We start from the raw sequence: 18,806 nt of genomic DNA on the forward strand, positions 1-18,806 counted from the left end.
ACGAGCTCGATGTCCTCGTCCGTTCCCCCTGGCCCGGCCACGTATTTCGCAGGCCCCGACCCCTACGCGGCGAGCACGGTACCCCGGCACGGTTCCGCGAGTGCGGGGGTGGGGGCGATGACGGCAGGGGTGGAGGCGATGACTGCGGATCCGATCATCACCAGGCCGAAGCTCCACAGCCCCATGGTCAGGATGATCATCCCGTGCAGCATGACATCCAGACCCAGTCCGACCTTTCGCCACTGGCCCGAGGAGAGGATGCACGCGGCGATGGCCAGTTCGACGACCAGAGCACCCCAGGTCATGCCGACCACGATCACGGGATTCTTGGACAGCTCCAGGAAGATCCCGTCCAGTGGCCGCGCGACACCGAACATGTTGTCCCGCAGGAAGTAGTACTCGGCCGTCCCGTTGGCCCAGTCGGACACTCCGAACTTGCTGATCGCCGTGTCGAGGTAGACGTAGGCGAGCTGCAGTCTGATCGCCCAGAAGGCGGCGAAGGAGACCGCGTGCCAGGTCGGAGAGCTGGGACGTTCCGCCTTGGTCCAGTGCCACTTGCGGCCGTCCGCGAGGGCGATCGGCACCATCAGCATCGACATGATCAGGCTGATCGACTCCCCGCCGTCGGGGACGGAGATGCTGCTCGCGATGGAGAAGACGGCCCAGGTCTGCGGGATGACGGTCCATCGCGGCCGGTACCCGCTGGCGGCCACCAGGAGGATGGCGACCAGCAGCCACCTGGCGTACTCACCACCGGACGACTGGTCCCCGACACAGAAGGCCGAGACGGCGCGTACCCCGTCGCACCGTGCTCCGTCGGTGATGCTCAGGACGGGAATGAGCAGCGCGTTCGACGGCGTCAGCAGGACAACGGTCAGTTCGGCGAAGCAGATGATCGAGCGGCCGATGCCGAACCACCTGGTCCGGGCCGAGTACCGGCTGAGGTGGCGGTGCAGGCGAGTGGCCTGATCGTCGACAATCGTGTCTAGGCGCATATGACATCCAGGTGTGCGATTCGGACGACTCGCTTCTCGTATTTCACGAGATTGCGGTAGGACCAGGGGACGGTCTCCTCCTGGGTGATGTACGAGTCACCGCAGATCGTCCGGACCGGGCTGTGGTTCTCGACTTTCTGGGCCGTTCTTGCCGCCGCGTCGTCGAGGCAGCTGTCGAGCAGCCCCGCACAGTCCTCCCAACTCGTGACCCCGGCGTTCAGATAGGCGATCTCGGGACCCTGGGCCCGCTGGGTCCGGTCGAGGCCGAAAAGGTTCGACGGGTTTCCCTGGGGTGTCCGGAGCAGGTTATGAGCCACGCCTGCTTCACGGGAGTAGAAGCCGATCTGGGTGCCTTCCGGGTTCTTCGTGAAGAACGCCCATACCTGCGGCGTCACGGTATTGAAGTACGCCCTGGCGCCTTTGGAATGACGGCTGCTCAGAGCATTGCTCGGAATGGTGTAGAAGAGCGACATGGCGAGGTAGGAGAAGATCGTAAGACAGGCGACCGAGAACACGATCAGCTGTCGCCGCCGGACTCCCGGAGATGAACTGGTCGACATTGAACAGGTTTCCCTCTGCCCTCGAAGGAGGGCGACAGAGCGGCCGACGGGCCGGCCTGCCACGCCGCGGACGGGGCAGGCCGGCCCGTCAGGAATTGATTCCCGAGGTTTGGCCGGGTCAGAGGGCGGCTGCGACCGCCGCCACCATGTCGTTCTGGTCGAGCTTGTTCGGCTGCTGCAGGTCGAACCCGTAGCTGGCCGCTGCGGGGACGATCACGACGACCACCACGGCCTCCGCCCCCACCGCCACGTTCGTGCCGGCCGCCACATTGATTCCGGCCGCGACATTGGCGACCGTGACGATGTTCGCCTTCGTCCAGACCCAGCCGTTGGGTCGGACGATGGCGTTGCTGTTGAGCGTGTCGGGGTTGCTCTCCTGGGCGATGACCTGCTTGAGGTCGCCGTTCAGACGCTCCATGCCGGCCTGGACCAGGAACGGGTCCTTGGACTGGACGGGAACGGTCACCTTGGTCCGGAACGCCGGGTCGACCGAGTGGAGCTTGTTCATCAGGTAGTCCAGCTGCTCGCCGGTCACCGACGTGTCGCCGCGCCGGTCCCTGATCTGCTGAGCCAGCGCGGGGTGCGCCGCCGCAGCCTTGCCCTGCCCGAAGACGAGGAAGCTGACGACATCACCGTCGGAGTACGCCCCGCCGCCGGCCGACGCCGACGAGACCGGAGCGACGGTGTCCCCCGAGGGAGCCTGCGCCGCAGCGGTCCCGGCAATTCCGACGATCATGGTGGCGGCGAGAGCCGAACCGACCAGCGCTCGGGTCCTGGAAATCTTCATGGAACCAACTTTCATCTGACCGACTTTCCCGGCTGACGGCACGGAAAAGACGCCCGGATATTTCCGGGCGGTTTGAAAAAGCCATGAAAACGCCATGGAGAAGAACCGGGGCAATAGGAAACCGGCATGGTCCGGCTGCTCTGCGCATCGCCGGAACCCGCATCAACCCCCGTTGGCCTCGTCCCCGTTCTCAAGGCGTTATCGATAGTAGGCAGGGCGCCGCGCGAAGGTCAACGCCCGCATCTCGAGTACGGAAAAGCGCCCCGGCGGGCTGACGTGATCAGCCGGCCGAGGCGCTTTCGGGTGGTGCCGTCAAACGGTGGTGATGCGGAAACTACTGCCGTTCCGAACGCCCAGAGTGGCCTTCAGGCGGGTTTCCGGGGCAGTGCCCGCCACGGAGAATTCCAGGCGCCCCTCGCCGAGGCGGGCGTTCCGCTGCCCGCGGTAACGGAAGTACACGCGGATCTGATGCGGCCCGGTGTCGACGGCAAGCTCTGTGGTGCCCCACGCCGCCGGGGTCTCCGCGCCGTCGATATCGACCAGCGGAGTGGTGAAAAGGCGGTGGAAGGGCAGGGCGATCAGAGAGGGCTGGATATCGATGACGAGTTTCTTCATATGTCCGACACGTCCTTCTCGCGGGTTCAGGATCCGAGCACGGATTCGGGCCGGAAGCCGCGTGCGACGCCGACCAGGCTGGCCACGGCGATCAGCGCGGTGGCTCCGCCCGCGATGAGCAGCAGCCTGACGGCGCCGAGATCGACCGAGCCCAGCGCGAGCGCCAGCAGTGCGCCGAATCCCGGCAGCATGGCGACGATGTTCCCCAGGCCTCCCCCGCTTCCGGCCAGGCCGCTGCGGCCCGGCTGGGAGAGACGCGGGAAGAGCAGGTTGACCAGCAGGGCGAGACTGGCACCGGCCCATGCCGACATCAGCGGCAACCCGAGGGCCAGCGCCCAGTACCCGGCGTCGAGCGTGAGACTGTCGTGGTGGACCAGTACCGAGGTCCCCACGGCGATGACGCCCAGACAGCTCATCACCGCCCACTGACCGGTGGTGATGACGACGGCGAAACCGAGCAGCCCGCCGGCAATTCCGCCCGGCGTGTACGGGGCTGCCAGCAGCGACTCCAGCGCGCCCTGCCCTGCCTCGGCGCCGACCACGTTCCGCACCGCCATCGCCGCGGCGGCCGTGCTGTACAGGGCCACCAGTCCGGGCATCAGCATGAGCAGCAGTCCGGCTGCGACCGAGTCGGTGCTCGCGCCGTAGCGAAGGCCGAAGGCCGCGCTGCTGTCCGCTCCGTTCATGGTGCTGTCGTCGGAGAGCATCGGCAGCACGACCACGACCGTCACCGTCAGGGTGAACGGGACGAAGATGGTGAGCAGGTAGCGCAGTTGCTCCCGCCGCATGCGCCAGAGCAGTGCCCACATGAGGACGCCGGCCCGCGGCGCACTCGACTTCTGATCACTCTGCGACACTGTCGGCACCCTCACTCTGGAGCTGCTGGTAGACGTCCTCCAGCGGATTTCGGACGGGCGCAACCTCGTGCACACCGATTCCGGAGCCGATCAGCCGGGCCACCAGGGACCGGGCCTCGCCCTCGTCGGACACCTCGATCACGACGTGACCGGTACGCGACTGCTCCCACCGGTAGCCCAGCTCGGCGAGCGCCCCGGGTATGTCACCTGATCCGCGTAACTGCAGGCGGTACGCACTGCCCATCAGGGAGGCCCGCAGCGCTGCCGGTTCACCCCGGCCGACGATCCGGCCGCCATGGAGGACGGTCACATCGTCGGCGAGCCGGCTCGCATCGGCCAGGGCGTGCGTCGACGCGACGATGGTGTGTCCCGCATCGGCCAGCGCCCGCAGGTGGTCGGACAACTGCGCTGCCGTCCCCGGGTCGACACCGGACATCGGCTCGTCGAGGAGGAGGATCGGCGGCCTGTTGAGGAACGCCTTCGCCAGGCTGACCCGTTGGCTCTGCCCGCGGCTGAGGGTCTCCGTGCGCTGGTCGGCGAATCCCGTGAGACCGAGCAGACCGAGGACGTCGGCGATGCGTGCTTCCGCCGTCCCGGACGACATGCCGAGTACCCGGGCCCAGTACCGCAGGTTGTCCACGACGCTCAACCGGGGTGCCAGGGCGGAGCGATGGGTCGCCATACCGATGAGGGCCTTGGCATCCACGGCGGAGTGCGGATCCCTTCCGTCGATTCTGACGACTCCGCTCATCGGCGCCAGAATGCCGGCGAGCACTCGGAATGTGGTCGTCTTACCCGCGCCGTTGGGCCCGAGCAGGATATGGATCCCTGCGTCGTACTCGAGGTTGATATCGCGCACGACCAACTTACCCCGGTAACCGGCGCAGACATTCTCGACAGTCAGTTTGGCCATTGATCCAACGTAGCATCGCGGTCTTTGTGACGATACGTCAGGCTTGCTCGAACAGCCCGCCGCTCAAGGGCTGTTCGAGCCATCGGGAGCACGGTGGGCAGCCCGGCGCCGCCCCTCCACCACCGCGGCGAACCGAAGCCAGTTCTGGGCATGGCCGCGAGCCACCTGTGCCACGGCCTCGGCGCAGTGCGCCGGGACGGCTCCGGCCCATCGTTCCCACCCTTCCGCGGCGGCCGGGTGGGCGCTCAGCAGGCGGAGGAGCGTGCGGCCCACCTCGGTGAAGCGCAGGGAGGGGTCCCGCCTCAGACTCTGCAGGACGGCGCTCAGATCCGTCGAGGGCGGTTCGGGAAGGACGCGGTCGGCACTGCGCGCCGTCACGGCCGCCCCGGCGGCAGACCGCTTGGCCTCCCGCTCACGAAGCTTCGGCGGGACCAGGTCGTCCCCCCGGCGCATCCGCTCGCGGACATCTCTGACGGTGGCCAGCGCGACGCCCGCCGCCGCCGCGATCTCCCGCAGCGAGGAGTCGGGCTTTTCGGCCATCAACCTGCCTGCGAGCCTGCGCCCTTCGGCGGAGTTGAGCGGGCGCATCCGTCCGTCTCGGCCCATCCTCGCGTTCAACTGCGCATCGTCGTCGGTTGAACGGCTGCGGACGGACGCCACGGTGCGGGCGGCGAGGCCGGTGGCCGAGGCGACCAACCGGTCCGACCACTGCGGATGGGAGTGGATGATCCGGGCGGCAGCGGCGACCCGGTCCGGAAGGGACAGCGGGAGGCCGTGGGTGGCGTTCAGCTTGACGGCGAGAACGAAGGCATCGGCCTCCTCCCCCTCGAAGAAGCGGACCGCGATCTGATTCTCACCGCGGAGCTCCGCGGCCCGCAGACGGTGCATGCCGTCGACGACCCGCATCGTCGGCCGGTGCACCGTGATCGGCGGCAGCGGGGCGTCCAGCTCCGCCAGCCCTCGCACGTGGTGGAGGTTCTCGCCGTCCACACGCGGTGAGTCCGAGGGCGACAACGAGCTGATGGGGACCATCACCGCCGCCCGTTCCTCCTGCTCGGCGCCGGGCCGGCCAACGGCCGGTAACCGTCGGGGCCCGTCGGCCGCCGGTGTGGGAACCGGGCTGTAGGCCAACACCTCGGACATGGTGCTCCTCCGTGAGCAAGCAGGGATCGCGCGGCCCCGTCGTGGGTGATTCCGGGGCCCGTACGGCCGACTCATGATTGACCGTCTGTCAGGTTCATCAAACATGAGTCGAACACGTCCTCGCCACCTCGGTCGACCGATTCGCGTACTTGGCGCTAGATTGACCGCCCGGACACGTGGAGGTGTGACCTTGACCGATCCCGACGCCCCGGCCGGACACGCCCTGGCCGACAAGCTGAACCACCTCTTCGAAACGGTGATTCCAGCAGGCCGCGGCCCGTACAACACCGAAGAGGTGGCTCGCGAGATCAGCGCGGGTGGCGTGCCGATCTCCGGGAGCTACATCTGGCTGCTGCGCAGAGGGCAGCGGGACAACCCCACACTTCGGCACGTGGAGGGGATCGCGAAGTTCTTCGGCGTACCCGCGGCGTACTTCTTCGACGACCAGGTGGCCGAGGACGTCGACGCCCAACTCGGCCTGCTCGTGGCGCTCCGGGACACGCAGGTGCAACGCGTCGCACTCCGGGCGGCGGGCCTGTCGGCCAGAAGCCTCCGTTCGATCACCGAAGTGATCGAACGGGTACGCGAACTGGAAGGCCTGCCCCCCGATGCTCCGCAGACGGACGACGGACCGACGCCTGTCCGGATGAATTGATACAGTCCTCTCGTATGACGCCAGGTCAGCTGTGCGGACATCGGAAGAGCTGAGGAGAGACGGCCAGTGAATCTGCGGCGGCTGCAGTCGCGCTGCGAATCACTGGTCCGTCAACTGGACATTCCGAGCCCGTTCGACGTGCGCGAACTCTGCGAGCGAGCGGCCCGGCGCTCAGGTCGGCCGATCCACCTGGAGCCGATGTCCCTTCCCGCCGAAGGCCCCTGCGGACTCTGGGTCGCCACACCGCGGCTCGACTTCATCTTCTACGAACGCAGGACCAGCCGGCTTCACCAGGAGCACATCATCGCCCACGAGTTGGGACACCTTCTCTGCGACCACCAGACGCAGAAGGCCGTGGACGAGGACATCCCGCACGTGCTGCTGCCCGAGCTCGACCCGGAGATGGTCAGGCGTGTGCTGCGAAGAACCCACTACAGCGCCGCTGAGGAACAGGAGGCGGAGATGATCGCCTCGCTGATCCTTCAGCAGGCCAACCACCGGCCGGCCGACCCGGCTTGGACGGCCCAGGCAGGGACGGCAGACCTCGTCCACCGCCTCGAACGCTCGCTGCGGCAGTCACCCTGAAGGACCCGCATGACCACGCTGCTCCATCCACCCTGCGCCATCGTGGCCTGGATGGCCCTGCTGTACAAACTCGCCGCCTTACGACGGGCTCCACGCGACCCGGCCCTGATCGCGCTCTGTGCCGTACTGGCCTTCTCCGCACTCAGCTTCACACTCTCGATCCCCACGGTCTGGTTGCACCTGGACCGCTGGGCGGGAATCCCCGACATCGCCGCACTGCTGGCGCAGAGCTGCGTGATGGCCCTCGTCGGCAGTCAGCAGCTACTGCTCTCCTTCTGGCTCGCGCCACGGCAGCAGGCCGTCCGCCTGGCGGTCCGCCGGCTACCGGCGACCGTGGCGGTGCTGACGGCCATGGTCGTCCTGTTCTCGCTCATGGCACCGGCCGAGCAGCACCCGGTCGACTTCACCCTCCGCTACGCCCAGGACCCTTACTACGCGGCGTACCTCCTGCTCTACATCGCGGCCTACACCGCGGGCGAGGCCGAGGTCGGACTCCGCTGCTGGAGATACGCGAGAATCTCCAACCGGCGGTGGCTGCAACGAGGCCTTCGCACCACGGCCGTGGGGGCCTGGACCACCCTGGGGTACAGCGCTGTCCGGATCGCCGATCTCACCGCAGCGCAGCTCGGCCTCGATCTGCACCGGGCAGAGACCGTGGCCTGGGTGTGCGGCGATCTCGGCGCTCTCCTGACACTCGTCGGGTGGACGCTTCCCGGGTGGGGGCCTCGGCTCACCGCCGCTCACCGCGGAGTTCGTCACTACCTGCACTACCAGCGCCTGTACCCACTGTGGCGCGCACTCCACCGGGCGAACCCGACGATCGCGCTGGAACCCTCCCGTTCGGCGCTCGCCGGGCTGTTGACCGTCCGCAACCTCGAATTCCGCCTCTACCGCCGGGTGATCGAGATCCGGGACGGGCAGCTGGCGCTGCGATCCCACCACGATGCCGAAGCGGCCGACGCGGCCAGACACCTCTGCCGCGCCGCCGGTCTGAGCGGCGACAGGCTGCGGGCCACCGTGGTCGCAGCGCAGATCGGAGCGGCGCTGCGGGCCAAGGAGCTCGGCCTACCGGCAGCCGGAGACTCCGGGGGCTGGACGACCGACGGCCCGGAGTCGGCCGATCTCACCGACGAGGTCCTCTGGCTCACTCTGGTGTCAACCGCCTTCCGAAGATCCCCCGTTGTCGCGGCAGCCACCGCGGTGACCGAGGTCCGCGAGCAGCGCGCGGACCGGACCACATGACCACCGACTCGGAAGAACCATGACGAACACCACCGACATCGCGTTCCGGACCGCCGCCGAACTCACCGCCGCCCTACGGCGTCGCGAGATCTCGAGCGTCGAGCTGCTGGACCACTACCTCGGCCGGATCGAGAAGCTCAACCCGGCGGTCAACGCCGTGAGCACGATCGACCCCGAGCAGGCGCGGGCCCAGGCCCGCACGGCCGACGCGGCCCTCGCACGGGGAGAACGGCTCGGGCCGCTCCACGGGCTGCCCATGACGGTCAAGGACACCATCGAGACCGCCGGGATCCGGACCACGGCCGGCGCCCCCGAGCTGGCGGACCACCTGCCGGAGCGGGACGCCGACAGCGTGGCCCGGCTGCGGGCCGCCGGGGCGGTCATCCTCGGCAAGACCAACGTCCCCGGCTACGCCAGGGATGTCCAGACCTACAACCCCCTGTTCGGCACGACCAACAACCCCTGGAACCAGGGCCGTGCGGTGGGTGGGTCGTCCGGCGGCGGCGCAGCCGCCCTCGCCGCCGGGCTCACCGGCTTCGAGGTGGGCAGTGACCTCGCGGGCTCGATACGCAATCCGGCGCACTACTGCGGTGTGTACGCGCTGCGGCCTTCCTTCGGCATCGTCCCCTCCCGCGGCCACATCCCGCGCGCACCCGGGTGGCTGACCAGCAGTGACATGATGTCGATCGGACCTCTCGGGCGCGGCCCCGAGGACCTGGACCTCGGCCTCGACGTCCTGGCCGGACCGGCCTCCGCCCAGGCGGTCGCCTGGCGGCTCGAGCTGCCGCGACCGCGGGCGGCGCACCTCGACGGCTACCGGGTCGGTGTCTGGCTCGATGACCCGTACTGTCCGATCGACACCACGGTCGGCGATCTGCTGGCCGGCGCGGTCGCCGCACTCCGCGCCGCCGGCGCGCGTACGGACGAGCGGACCAGGCCAGTCGAACTCGCCACCGGAGACCGGCTGTTCCAACAACTCATGCACGGCACCGCCGTCGCGTCCTGGCAGGAATCGGACTTCGAGCGCTCCTGCGCACTCGCCGCCGGACTGCCCGCCGACGCGGACGACCCGGGCGCCCGGTTCCTGCGCAACACGACGCAGCGCCTGCGCGACTGGCACCACGCCAACGAACAGCGTGAGCAGCTGCGGGCGGTCTGGGCTGAGTACTTCCGTTACCACGACGTGCTCCTCTGCCCGGTCACCCCGACGGCCGCGATCCCGCACGACCACAACCCGGACCTGGGCGCCCGCCGGCTGACGGTCAACGGGAAGGAGCGCCCCTACTGGGACCAGAGCCCGTGGACCGGCCTCGCCTCCCTCGCGCACCTCCCCGCGGCAGTCGCGCCGGTCGGTCTCACGCCGGAGGGTCTGCCGGTGGGCATCCAGATCATCGGCCCCCACCTGGAGGACCGCACGGTCACCGACCTCGCGCGACACCTCACCCGGCTGCTCGGCGGCTTCCAGCCGCCACCGCAGCTGTGACATCGGCGCCGAGGGGTCAGGGGCCGTCCTCCAGGCATACGACGGGGACGCGTTGGACGAGGTTGTTGGCGAACCCGCCGCGGTTCCACGGCTGTTGGAGGGGCTGGGTACGGCCTGCGGCGTCGCTCGCCCGCACGGCCAGGACGTGGGTGCCGGGCGTGGCGGTCCACCGGGCCTCCCAGCTCCGCCATGCCCAGGGGTGGCCGCCTGCCGCGTCCAGCACGGCGTCGGTCCAGGACCTGCCGTCGTCCGCGCTCACCTCCACCCTGGTGACCGGCGCATGTCCGGACCAGGCGCGCCCCTCCAGGGTGACCTGGCCGGGGCGCACCAGGCGGGTCCTCGTCATGAAGTCGGGGAAGCCGGGCGGGATCAGTAGGGCCCGCGGCTCGATCGTGGTGACGGGCTGCCCGGGCTCGTCCGGCGTCTGCCGGATCCGGTAGGCGACCGCCTGCTGGAAGCCGGTGAAGGGTGTGTCGACCACGTTGATGTCGCTGAGCCACTTCACCTGCGCCATGCCGTACCAGCCGGGGACCACCAGCCGCAGCGGGTAGCCGTGTTGGGGCGGCAGGGGCGCGCCGTTCATCTCGTAGGCGAGAAGCACCTCGGGGCGCATCGCCTCGGCGAGCGGCAGGCTGCGCTGGTAGTCCTGCTCCTCGCCGCGCTCGATGCCGTGGTCGGCGCCGGTGAACACCACCTCGACGGCATCCGGCTCGACGCCGGCCTCGGTGAGCAGCTCCCGCAGCGGCACCCCCGTCCACTCGGCCGTGCCCACGGCCTCGACCAGCCAGGGCTGGCTCACCGGCCGTGGTTCGAGCCGGGCCCGGCCGTTCCCCGCGCACTCCATGGTCACCCGGCAGGTCGTCGCGTGCCGCACGTACAGGTCCGCCACGTCGATGCTCAGCGGGCGGCGCACCCTCCCGTGTACCGTCAGCGGCCACGGGGCTCCGGGGCGGACCCAGGGGATGTCGTAGTGCACCAGCACGTAGTGCAGACCGGGTGGCGTGAGGTCCTCGCGCAGCGCCTCGAGCGGCATGCCGTGATTCCGGGCGGCGAGGGCGAGTTCCTCCATGGTGATGCCTTCAGCGGGCGCGGCCAGTCGCGCGGGCCCGCTGACGAGCCGTGGGTCCATGCGTTCAGTCTCCGTCCGGGCGGACGGCGCCGCACCTCGGCCGTACCGTGGCCGGCCCAGTGCCACGAGAAGTTGAGCCTTCGCCCGTTCGGCGTAGCGTGGGACGGGGGTTCAGCAACGTCTCAGGGGGGCCGGCGCACCAGGAGTGACGGCCATGGCCAAGCCCACGATCGAAGACTTAAGAGAACGAGTCCGGGGGCAGATCGTCACCCCCGACGACGATGCCTATGACGAGGCACGCAAGGTCTACAACGCGATGATCGACCGCAGGCCGGCGGTCGTCATCCGCTGCGCCAACGCCGGCGACGTGATCGCCGGGGTCGACTTCGCCCGGGAGAACGGGCTCGACCTGGCGGTGCGCGGAGGCGGCCACAGCGTGCCCGGCTTCGGCACCTGCGACGGCGGCGTGGTGATCGACTTCTCCGGCCTGCGGGGCGTCCGGGTCGATCCGCAGCGGCGCACCGCCCGCGCCGACGGCGGCGCCACCTGGGGCGACTTCAACGCCGCCACGAACGCCTTCGGCCTCGCCACCACCGGCGGGATCATCTCCACCACCGGCATCGCCGGGCTGACCCTCAGCGGCGGTATGGGGCACCTGGGCCGGGGCCTGGGCCTGACCTGTGACAACCTGCTCTCGGCCGACGTGGTCACCGCCGACGGCCGGTTCCTGACGGCCAGCGAGGAGGAGAACCAGGACCTCTTCTGGGCCCTCCGCGGCGGCGGCGGCAACTTCGGGGTGGTGACGTCGTTCGAGTACCGGCTCAGCCCGGTCAACAACGTCTACGCCGGCCCGCTCTTCTACGAGTTGGAGCACGCCGCGACGGTCCTGCGCTTCTACCGGGAGTTCATCAAGGACGCTCCCGAACAGCTCGGGCTGTTCCCCGGGTTCCACATCGCTCCGCCGCTTCCCTTCATCCCGGAGGACCGGCACGGTGACACCTTCATCGCGCTCATCCCCTGCTGGACCGGGCCACCGGAGGAGGCGGACCGCGTCCTGCAGCCGCTCCGCGATCTGGCACCCCGCGTAGCCGAGGGCGTAGGCCTGATGCCCTACCCCGTGCTGAACAGCGCCTTCGACGCCCTGCTGCCGCCGGGCCTCCAGCAGTACTGGAAGGCCAGCTTCGTCACCGAGCTCACCGACGAGGCCATCGCCGCACATGTGGAGCACGGCCCGCGGGTACCGACCGTGAACTCGACCATGCACCTCTACTCGATCAACGGCGCGTGCCACCGGGTGGCCCCGGACGGAACGGCCTTCTCCTACCGGGACGCCACGTTCGCCACCGTCATCGCGGGCGCGTGGCCCGATCCAGCCGACACCGAGGCCAACATCGGCTGGGTGCGCGGCTACTACGAGGCCACGGCACCGCACTCGGAGGAGGGCGGCTACATCGGCTTCATGGCCTCGGACGACCAGGGCAGGATCAAGGCCAACTATCGTGGCAACTACGAGCGGCTGGCCGAGATCAAGCGCACCTACGACCCCGACAACCTCTTCCACCTCAACCAGAACATCAAGGCCTGACGCCTCTGCGCCTTCCGGCGGTCCGGTGGCCGAAATTCGCTGGTGCCGCACGAGTGCGTGCGCCAGGCTGGTCCGAGCCATGGGATGTGAGGAGCCGGACCGCTGGAACTGCACGAATACGCGAGCCTCGACGCGGTCGGTCTGCGTGAGCTGATCCGGGCGCGTGAGGTGAGTGCGGCGGAGGTCGAGGCTCTCGCCCGGCGCGCACTCGAGTACGCGGACGCCGAGCTCAACGCCCTGACCCTGCCGCCCTTCGAGCCCGCGCTCGACCACGAGCCCGACGGGCCGTTGGGCGGCGTGCCCTTCCTCGTCAAGGACAGCGGCCCGTTCGCGCGGGGCGTTCCGTTCGCGCTCGGCAGCCGCAGTATCCGCGGTGCCGCCGCCGTGGCCGACCACGACCTCATGGCCCGCTTCCGTGCCGCCGGCCTGGTGACACTCGGCCAGACCACCGCACCGGAGCTGGGGCTGAGCTTCTCGACCGAGTCGGTGCGCTACGGACCGACCCGCAACCCGTGGGCCCTCGACCGCGGTGTCGGCGGCTCCAGCGGGGGCTCGGCCGCACTGGTCGCCGCCGGAGCGGTGCCGCTCGCGCACGGCAACGACGGGGCCGGGTCGCTGCGTATCCCGGCCTCCTGCTGCGGTCTTGTCGGGCTGAAGCCGAGCCGCGGCCGGACGCCCTGCGGCCCGCTGGTCGGCGAGAGCGGGTTCGGGCACACCGTCGAGTTCGGGCTCACCCGGACCGTACGCGATGCCGCGCACCTGCTCGACGCCGTCGCGGCGCCGACCGTCGGCGACAAGTACACGGCACCGCCGCCCTCCCGGCCGTACGCCGACGAGCTGCGCGCCGACCCCGGACGCCTGCGGGTCGCGCTCACGACCGAGGCGTGGTCGGGCACGGCGGTCGATGCGCAGGTCGCGGAGGTCGCGGTCTCGGTCGGCAAGGTCCTGGAGTGGATCGGGCACACGGTGACGGAGGCGAGCCCGGCCGTGGACTCCGAGTCCGTCGTCGAGGCGTCGATGCTCCCCGTGGTCGCCGCCGGCGCCGCGATGCTCAGGGCGCCGCGCCGACCCGACCGGTCCCTGCTCGAAGCCGTGTCACAGAAGGTCCTCGCCGAGACCGAGGCGTTCACCGCCGTCGACGTCATGGCGGCCATCGACGCCCAGCACCGGGTGACCCGCCCGGTCGGCCTGTTCTTCACCCGCCACGACCTCCTGGTGACCCCGACCCTCGGCCGGCTCCCGGCACCGCACGGCACCCTCGACTACGACGACCCCGGCCACACGGTGCGCTCCTGGCTGCGGCGGATCTTCGCGTACGGGCCTTTCACCGCGCCGTTCAACGTCTCCGGGCACCCCGCGATCAGCCTCCCGCTCGGGCAGAGCCGCGAAGGACTGCCGATCGGCGTCCAGCTCGTCGCCGCCCACGGCCGGGAGGACCTGCTGCTGCGGGTGGCCGCACAGCTGGAGCAGGCCGTGCCATGGAAGGACCGCCAGCCCTCGATCTACGCCGACTGAGCCCGCCCCCCACCCGTCTCCGCGTGACGGCGCGTCAGCCTGCCGGCTCTGGGCCGGGCGGAGGAGACTGGCCCTGGCGCGGCTGCCGTTGCCGGGCTCCGGGAGGAGGCGGCTGTGACGGGTCACGGCGGGGCGGCGTCGCCGCAGGAGGCGGAGGTGCCGGTCGAAGCGGCGGCCGAGCGCCTCAAGGAGCGCATCTACGCCACGATCACCATGATCTCGGTGATCGTGGGACTCTCCGCCACCCACGGGGTCGGGCCGGGCGGAGCCGCCGCGACCTTGGCAACCACCGCGCTCGGTCTCTGGCTCGCCGCCCTGGTCGCGGACCAGCAGGCTCACCGGACGGTCTACCGAAGCCTCGCCACCGGGGCGGAGCTGCGCAGGATGCTCTACGTCAGCAGCCCGCTCCTGCTGTCCGCGGTCGCCCCGCTGGTGATGGTCGGGATCGCGGCCACGGGTGCCATGTCACTGCACACCGCCCTGGTCACGGCGGTGGCGCTCGCGATCGCCTCACTGTTCGTCTGGGGCTGCGTGGGCGGGGTGCGGATGGGCGGCGGGGTGCCGGCCGCGCTGCTCGCCGGTGCGGTGGACACCGTGATCGGCGTGGCCGTGGCCCTCGTCAAGGTCACCGCCGGGCACTGAGCCCGTACGGCCCGCTCTCGGATCGGGGGCCGGACGCCACGCCGTCAGACCCCGGGTTCGTCCGGCGTGCCGCGTGCCCGGCCCGACCAGGTCGGCTCCACCTCGGCCCACTCCCTGTCCCAGTCCGCGGCCGCACGGCGGTCGAGGGCGATCCGGCGCACGCCGAGAACGGCGATGACGGTCAGCGACACGGCGGTCACGGTGCCGATCCCGACGGCGATCGCGTCGCTCTGCAGGCCGGCGGCCGAGCGGGGCGCGGGGGCGAGCGTGCCGCTGTCGCTCAGCCAGACCGTCACGGTCGACCCCGGCTGAGCGTTCGCGGGGACGGTCGCCTGGCCGGTCGTGGTGTGCCCGGCAGGTGATGTCCAGGCCACCTGGGCCTCGTAGGTGACATGGCCGTCACCCGTGGGTGACGGGTCCGTCCCCTCGGGCGGGGTGAGCAGGACCGCCTGCGACCGGTGGACGTGCGCGGCCGCCGCTCGCGCGTTCGCCTCCGCCTCCCGCAGGGTCAGGAAAGCCGCGGCGCAGGCGAGTGCGGCCGCCAGCAGGATGCTCAGCCGCGCACCAAGCCAGAGCCTGCTGCGGGCTCGGTCGAGCGGGCGGCACAGCGGGTTGTGGTCCGTGCCGAGCGCCCGGCGCAGATGCGCCGCCGACGGACGCGGAGAGCCCTTCGGCCGGAGGTCGGGAGAGTTGCGGGCCATGATCCGCCTCCTCGGGCCGGTCCTTCAGTGAAGGTTCCGGCTTTCCAGCATCCTCCTGCTGCCCCGCCGTTCCAAGGGCAGACGGGCAGACTTCGTGCGGTGCCGGTCATCCGCCGGCGGGGCCGGGTGGCCCGCCTCGCAGGGTGTCCAGGCGGTGGCGGTACTCCTCGGCGTCGATCTCGCCCCGGGCGAAGCGCTCGGCGAGCAGTTGCTCGGGGGTCGGGCGATCCGACGGCGGCATCGGGGTGCGCTGCGGGGCGCGGCCCAGGTAACGGACCACGGCGACCGCCCCGAAGATGATCACTCCCAGGAGAAGCAGCATGATGATGGTCATCAGGCCGTAGCCCCAGCCGCCCATGCGGTCGTGCCAGTACATTGCGGGCTCCTCCCGGACGAGGTGGTGAAGGCTGAGCCCTCACCACCCATCGTGCATCCGGATCCCCCTTCGGGGCGGGCCGAGCGGCTCGGCCGCAGGCGGGGCCCCTTGACCCCTCCCGGCCCGGCCGGTGCGGTCCATAGAGTGGAGATGAGGCCCGAGGACGCCGTGGCCGACCGTTGTCGGCAGGGATGGGCGCTGCTGCCCCGGCTCAGGAGAGACCGTGGAGGAGCCATGACAGTCACCGGCGAAGGCGGTCCGATCGTGGCCGGCATCGACGCCGTCCGCTCCTGGCGACCCACCGCCGCGTGGGCCGCCGACGAGGCGGAGCGTCGCCGACTGCCCCTGCGGCTGGTGCACGGGGTGCCGCCCTTGGTCCACGACGCCCGCGGATTCGAGGGGGACGTGTACCACAAGTCGCTGCTCAAGCGGGGTGACGAGGTCCTCGACGAGGTCGCCGCCTTCGTCCGCGAGCGGCGCCCCGGGCTGGAGGTGGCCACGCTGCTGGCGGACGGCGGGCCGGCCCAGGTGCTGCTCCGGCAGGCCCATCACGCGCGGCTCGTGGTGCTCGGATCACGCCGGCTGTCGCGGCTGGAGGAGGTCGTGAGCGCCAACTCGGTGGTCGTGCCCGTGAGCGCACAGGCCGCCTGCCCGGTCGTCGTGGTGGTCGACGGCGAGCACGTCACCCAGCAGCCGCCGTACGTGGTGGTCGGCGTGGACGGCAGCGATTCGTCCGAGGCGGCCGTCGACCACGCCTTCGAGGCCGCCGCCCTACGCGGTGCCGACCTCCGGGCCCTGTGGGTCTGGCAGGCCCCGCCGCTCGGGCTGGTGGACGAGCCCTCCGCGATCGAGGAGTGCCGCCGCCTGCTCTCGGAGGCGGTGGCCGGACGCGCCGGGGCGTACCCCGACGTGCAGGTGAGCCACGAGGTGGTGCGCGGCCACCCGGTCGAGGAGCTGGCCGGCGCGTCGGAGCACGCCCTGGCCGTCGTCGTCGGACGGCGCGGGCGCGGCGGCTTCACCGGGATGCGCCTCGGCTCCGTCCCGCACGGGCTGCTGCACCACGCCCACTGCCCGGTCGTGACCGTACCCCCGCGGGACGGGAAGTGACCCGGGGCCGCCGGAGCGGCTCCGCCGGCAGGTCAGGTGGACGAGCACTGCAGCAGGGGCGCGTGGGGGCACCTCCCGGCCGAAGGCTGGGGGAGAACTGCGCGAAGCGGTAGGGCACAGGTCGTTGGCTTCCGGTCTCGCGCACGCACTTCATCAAGCAGAGCCCCGCGCCCCCTGGGATGCCCGATCCTGCTCCGTGCACCTCTGGTGGGCGGCCCGCGGGCTCTGGTAGGACTGCGTCATGCAGCCCCGTGAAGGAATCCCGGCGGCCGGCGGTGCCTCGCGGCCACCCGCTCGTTCGACGTACGACGCCGTCATCATCGGCGGCGGGCACAACGGCCTGGTCGCGGCGGCCTATCTGGCCCGCGCGGGGCGCAGCGTGCTGGTCCTGGAGCGGCTCGGCCGGACCGGCGGCGCCGCCGTGTCCACCCAGGCGTTCCCCGGTGTGCAGGCACGGCTGTCCCAGTACTCGTATCTGGTGAGCCTGCTGCCCCGGAAGATCGTCGACGAGCTGGGGCTGCGCTTCGCCGTCCGGCGCCGGCGGATCTCCTCGTACACCCCGACCACCCGTGACGGCCGGCCGGGCGGGCTGCTGGTGGACAACGGCGACGAGGCCCGCACCGCTGATTCGTTCCGTCAACTGACCGGCTCCGACCGCGAGTTCGACTCATGGAGGGAGTTCTACGGGATGACCCGGCAGGTGGCCGAGCGGGTCTTCCCGTCCCTCACCGAGCCGCTGCCCAGCCAGGCGGAGCTGCGCGAGCGGGTCGCCGACCCGGCCGCCTGGGAGGCGCTCTTCGAGCGGCCGATCGGCGAGACGGTGGAGCGCTTCTTCAGCCACGACCTGGTCCGGGGCGTGGTGCTGACGGACGCTCTGATCGGCACCTTCACCCACGCCCACGACCCGTCGCTGCGTCAGAACCGCTGCTTCCTCTACCACGTGATCGGCGGCGGCACCGGCGACTGGGACGTACCCGTCGGCGGCATGGGCGCGCTCACCGACGCGCTCGCCGACGCTGCGCGGGCCGCCGGGGCGGAGATCCTCACCGGCTGCGAGGTGACCGCGCTGGACCCGGACGGCGCCGTGGCGGAGGTGGCCTACCGGACGGGCGACGTCGAACGCCGGGTGGGGGCCCGTCAGGTGCTGTCCAACGCCGCTCCCCAGACCCTGGCCGGGCTGCTCGGCCGCAAGCCCGCGGTGCCCGGGCCGCAGGGCTCGCAGCTGAAGGTGAACATGCTGCTGCGCAGGCTCCCCCGCCTGCGGGACGGCTCGGTGGACCCCCGCGAGGCCTTCGCCGGCACCTTCCACATCGCCGAGTCGTACGGCGAGTTGGAGGCCGCGTACCGCGAGGCCGCCGATGGCCGCATCCCGTCACCCGCACCGTCGGAGATCTACTGCCACTCGCTGGCCGACCCGTCGATCCTGGGCCCGGACCTCGCGGCCCGGGGTTTCCACACCCTCACCCTCTTCGGCCTGCACCTGCCCGCCGGGCTCTTCACGGAGGGCGGCGACGCGACGCGCAGGGCGGCCCTCGACGCCGTGCTGGCACCCCTGGACGCCTGCCTCGACGAGCCGCTCGCGGACTGCCTGGCGCTGGACGGGGAGGGCCGGCCGTGCATCGAGGTGAAGAGCCCCCTGGACCTGGAGCACGACCTCGGCCTGCCCGGCGGGAACATCTTCCACCAGGACCTGGAGTTCCCCTACGGCGACGGCACCGACAACCGCTGGGGCGTCGCCACCGGCCATCCCAAGGTCCTGCTCTGCGGGGCGGGCGCACTGCGCGGCGGAGGCGTCAGCGGCATCCCGGGCCACAACGCAGCGATGGCTGCCCTCGGCCGCTGAGCGGCTCCGCCGATTCGGGGGCAACCCATCAGGATCGGGAATCCCAGGGGCGCGGGGAACTGCGCGAGAACGGAAGCCAACGACCTGTGCCCTACCGCTTCGCGCAGTTCCCCGCGCCCCTGTGGTGAGCCGA

At 70.9% G+C, this 18,806-nt stretch carries 19 protein-coding genes; 9 read left to right on the top strand and 10 right to left on the bottom strand.

The window, feature by feature from the left end:
* Positions 1-62 precede the first annotated feature (62 nt).
* The 7 genes from FB465_RS04010 to FB465_RS04040 form a co-directional block, all read right to left on the bottom strand.
* Positions 63-995, bottom strand: a complete 933-nt coding sequence (locus FB465_RS04010; protein WP_145787646.1) for a sporulation-delaying protein SdpB family protein — start codon at positions 993-995, stop codon at positions 63-65.
* Positions 986-1,555 (bottom strand): SdpA family antimicrobial peptide system protein, encoded by a 570-nt coding sequence (locus FB465_RS04015; protein WP_145787648.1) that lies wholly within the window; start codon positions 1,553-1,555, stop codon positions 986-988. The genes FB465_RS04010 and FB465_RS04015 overlap by 10 nt, the downstream gene beginning before the upstream one ends.
* Positions 1,556-1,673: 118 nt before the next feature.
* Complete coding sequence (locus FB465_RS04020; RefSeq protein WP_170290496.1) at positions 1,674-2,342, bottom strand: sporulation delaying protein family toxin; 669 nt, start codon at positions 2,340-2,342, stop codon at positions 1,674-1,676.
* Between the two features lie 312 nt (positions 2,343-2,654).
* Entirely contained in the window at positions 2,655-2,957 is a 303-nt protein-coding gene (locus FB465_RS04025; protein WP_145787651.1) for a hypothetical protein, read from the bottom strand.
* 26 nt (positions 2,958-2,983) lie between these two features.
* Positions 2,984-3,814: a hypothetical protein gene (locus FB465_RS04030; RefSeq protein WP_145787653.1), complete on the bottom strand. Its 831-nt coding sequence runs from the start codon at positions 3,812-3,814 to the stop codon at positions 2,984-2,986.
* A complete protein-coding gene (locus tag FB465_RS04035) occupies positions 3,801-4,727 on the bottom strand; it encodes an ABC transporter ATP-binding protein (protein WP_145787655.1) in 927 nt (308 codons plus the stop codon). The genes FB465_RS04030 and FB465_RS04035 overlap by 14 nt, the downstream gene beginning before the upstream one ends.
* Before the next feature lie 63 nt (positions 4,728-4,790).
* Entirely contained in the window at positions 4,791-5,870 is a 1,080-nt protein-coding gene (locus FB465_RS04040; protein WP_246192493.1) for a ParB/RepB/Spo0J family partition protein, read from the bottom strand.
* A gap of 184 nt (positions 5,871-6,054) precedes the next feature.
* Here FB465_RS04040 and FB465_RS04045 point away from each other — a divergent pair, with 184 nt between their 5' ends.
* The 4 genes from FB465_RS04045 (at position 6,055) to FB465_RS04060 (ending at position 9,835) form a co-directional block, all read left to right on the top strand.
* The gene (locus tag FB465_RS04045; RefSeq protein ID WP_425461124.1) at positions 6,055-6,525 is read left to right on the top strand and encodes a helix-turn-helix domain-containing protein; all 471 of its coding nucleotides are present in this window, start codon (positions 6,055-6,057) and stop codon (positions 6,523-6,525) included.
* Between the two features lie 66 nt (positions 6,526-6,591).
* On the top strand, positions 6,592-7,110 hold the full coding sequence (locus tag FB465_RS04050) for an ImmA/IrrE family metallo-endopeptidase (RefSeq protein WP_211785718.1): 519 nt from the start codon (positions 6,592-6,594) through the stop codon (positions 7,108-7,110).
* A 9-nt stretch (positions 7,111-7,119) separates the two neighbouring features.
* Entirely contained in the window at positions 7,120-8,352 is a 1,233-nt protein-coding gene (locus FB465_RS04055) for an MAB_1171c family putative transporter (RefSeq protein WP_145787658.1), read from the top strand.
* Between the two features lie 19 nt (positions 8,353-8,371).
* Positions 8,372-9,835: an amidase gene (locus tag FB465_RS04060; RefSeq protein WP_145787660.1), complete on the top strand. Its 1,464-nt coding sequence runs from the start codon at positions 8,372-8,374 to the stop codon at positions 9,833-9,835.
* Between the two features lie 16 nt (positions 9,836-9,851).
* On the opposite strand, the gene FB465_RS04065 is transcribed toward FB465_RS04060, so the two are convergent.
* Positions 9,852-10,964 carry a sulfite oxidase gene (locus FB465_RS04065; RefSeq protein WP_145787661.1) on the bottom strand — a complete coding sequence of 371 codons (1,113 nt, stop codon included), beginning with the start codon at positions 10,962-10,964 and terminating at the stop codon, positions 9,852-9,854.
* Between the two features lie 154 nt (positions 10,965-11,118).
* On the opposite strand from FB465_RS04065, the gene FB465_RS04070 reads away from it, so the two are divergent.
* From FB465_RS04070 to FB465_RS04080, 3 genes are all read left to right on the top strand, one after another.
* Positions 11,119-12,489, top strand: coding sequence for an FAD-binding oxidoreductase (locus FB465_RS04070; RefSeq protein WP_145787663.1), 1,371 nt, complete (start codon positions 11,119-11,121; stop codon positions 12,487-12,489).
* Positions 12,490-12,657: 168 nt separating this feature from the next.
* Entirely contained in the window at positions 12,658-14,004 is a 1,347-nt protein-coding gene (locus FB465_RS04075; RefSeq protein WP_246192494.1) for an amidase, read from the top strand.
* 114 nt (positions 14,005-14,118) lie between these two features.
* Positions 14,119-14,646, top strand: coding sequence for a hypothetical protein (locus FB465_RS04080; RefSeq protein WP_246192495.1), 528 nt, complete (start codon positions 14,119-14,121; stop codon positions 14,644-14,646).
* Between the two features lie 44 nt (positions 14,647-14,690).
* Here FB465_RS04080 and FB465_RS04085 read toward each other — a convergent pair whose 3' ends face one another.
* The gene (locus FB465_RS04085) at positions 14,691-15,347 is read right to left on the bottom strand and encodes an Rv1733c family protein (protein WP_145787667.1); all 657 of its coding nucleotides are present in this window, start codon (positions 15,345-15,347) and stop codon (positions 14,691-14,693) included.
* A 106-nt stretch (positions 15,348-15,453) separates the two neighbouring features.
* Positions 15,454-15,723, bottom strand: a complete 270-nt coding sequence (locus FB465_RS04090) for an SHOCT domain-containing protein (RefSeq protein WP_145787669.1) — start codon at positions 15,721-15,723, stop codon at positions 15,454-15,456.
* A gap of 234 nt (positions 15,724-15,957) precedes the next feature.
* Between FB465_RS04090 and FB465_RS04095 the strand changes: the two genes are divergently transcribed.
* Both FB465_RS04095 and FB465_RS04100 read left to right on the top strand, forming a co-directional pair.
* Positions 15,958-16,830, top strand: a complete 873-nt coding sequence (locus FB465_RS04095; protein WP_145787671.1) for a universal stress protein — start codon at positions 15,958-15,960, stop codon at positions 16,828-16,830.
* A gap of 241 nt (positions 16,831-17,071) precedes the next feature.
* Positions 17,072-18,673, top strand: a complete 1,602-nt coding sequence (locus FB465_RS04100; RefSeq protein ID WP_145787673.1) for a phytoene desaturase family protein — start codon at positions 17,072-17,074, stop codon at positions 18,671-18,673.
* Positions 18,674-18,806 lie beyond the last annotated feature (133 nt).

It is taken from the genome of Kitasatospora atroaurantiaca (assembly GCF_007828955.1).
Classification (GTDB): domain Bacteria; phylum Actinomycetota; class Actinomycetes; order Streptomycetales; family Streptomycetaceae; genus Kitasatospora; species Kitasatospora atroaurantiaca.